Source organism: Noviherbaspirillum denitrificans (genome assembly GCF_002211445.1).
In the GTDB taxonomy this organism is placed as follows: Bacteria; Pseudomonadota; Gammaproteobacteria; order Burkholderiales; family Burkholderiaceae_D; genus Noviherbaspirillum; species Noviherbaspirillum denitrificans.
Window position 1 is genome coordinate 1,130,475 of record NZ_LSTO01000001.1, and the last position, 1,500, is coordinate 1,131,974.

The 1,500-nt window shown below is 53.7% G+C and carries 2 protein-coding genes; both read left to right on the top strand.

Translation table 11 applies throughout. The annotated features are described in order from the left end of the window. Positions 1–98: 98 nt before the first annotated feature. A complete protein-coding gene (locus AYR66_RS05620; RefSeq protein ID WP_088706710.1) occupies positions 99–1,079 on the top strand; it encodes a tripartite tricarboxylate transporter substrate-binding protein in 981 nt (326 codons plus the stop codon). Positions 1,080–1,107: 28 nt separating this feature from the next. After that, on the top strand, positions 1,108–1,494 hold the full coding sequence (gene pcaC, locus AYR66_RS05625; protein WP_088706711.1) for a 4-carboxymuconolactone decarboxylase: 387 nt from the start codon (positions 1,108–1,110) through the stop codon (positions 1,492–1,494). Positions 1,495–1,500 lie beyond the last annotated feature (6 nt).

The following is a 1,500-nucleotide window of genomic DNA, read 5'->3' on the forward strand; positions in this document are numbered from 1 at the left end:
TACCGAGATGTACCGTTTCGTTGGGCAAAAGTGTACGTGCTAAGTGCAGCAGGAGGCATAACGCTCCTCGAAAGAACTGAGTTGTTAAGGAGACGTAAATGAAGAAGGTATTCTCACGCGCCTTGGTCGCTAGCCTGAGTTTGACTGGCCTGGTTACCGATGTCATTGCTGACGACTTCCCACGGAAGACGATCACAATGATTATTCCCTATCCAGCCGGCGGTTCCACCGATGTTCTCGGCCGGATCCTGGCAGCATCGATGTCTAATACATTGAAGCAGCAGGTGATCGTCGAGAATGTAGGCGGCGCAGGCGGAACTATCGGTGCGGCGCGGGTGGCGAGGGCGGCTGCAGACGGGTATACCGTCCTCTTTCACAACATGGCTCATGCCACTGCACCCAGTCTCTACGCAAAGTTGCCCTACGATCCCCAGAATAGCTTTGAGCCCATCGCGTCTGTTGCGGACGTGCCGATGATCCTAGTCGCCAGGAAGGATTTTCCGGCGAATACTTATTCAGAACTTGTGAAGTACGCTGTCGCCAATCCTGGAAAAGTCGCCTTTGCCAACGCCGGCATTGGTGCTACAAGTCACCTTTGCGGTGTCATGCTCAGCAGCGTTACAAAGCTCAACCTGATGCAGGTTGCCTATAAAGGCACTGGGCCGGCGCTGAATGATTTGGTCGGTGGGCACGTCGACATGATTTGCGATCAACCCGCCAGCACTGTCGGGTGGATACAAAAGGGCAATATCAAGGCAATCGCTGTTGCTACTAAAGAACGCATACCAACGTTGAAGGACGTACCTACTTTTACGGAAAGTGGTCTGAAGAACTTCGAGTTAGTCGTTTGGCATGGCCTGTACTCGCCTGCGGGAACGCCTGCGCCTGTGGTGGCAAAGCTCAACTTTGCCTTGCAGGCAGCATTGACGGATCCAATGGTCGTTTCAAAATTTGAAGGCTTGGGTGCGGCTCCGGCGTCAGCAAAGTTACAAACTCCAGAAGGCCTGCGCGCTCATCTAAAGGCGGAAGTTGGCCGACTTGGTATGGCAATTCGTACGGCAGGAGTTCCCCTGCAATAAAACTACCTCTTCCATTAAGGAAAAAGTAATGTCCAAAGTAAACCAAGAACTGTTTGAAAAAGGCCTGAAGACCCGTCGTGAAGTCCTGGGTGCCGAGTATGTCGACGCGTCGATCAAGAATGCCGACGACTTTAACATGGCCATGCAAGAACTGGTCACCCAATACTGCTGGGGCGATGTCTGGAACCGTCCCGGCCTGGAACGCAAGACACGCAGCTTCCTGAACCTGGCCATGATTACCGCCCTGAACCGTCCGCACGAACTCAAGCTGCACGTGCGCGGCGCGATCAACAATGGCCTGACCAAGGATGAGATCAAGGAAGTCTTCCTGCAGGCTGCCATCTATTGCGGCGTGCCGGCGGCGATCGACAGCTTCCGCACCGCAAAGGAAGTCTTCAAGGAAATGGGGATCTGAACATGA

Bases quoted from the DNA above. Each gene is read 5' to 3' on its own strand.
- AYR66_RS05620 (WP_088706710.1), top strand. From the start codon at position 99: ATGAAGAAGGTATTCTCACGCGCCTTGGTCGCTAGCCTGAGTTTGACT.
- pcaC (WP_088706711.1), top strand. From the start codon at position 1,108: ATGTCCAAAGTAAACCAAGAACTGTTTGAAAAAGGCCTGAAGACCCGT.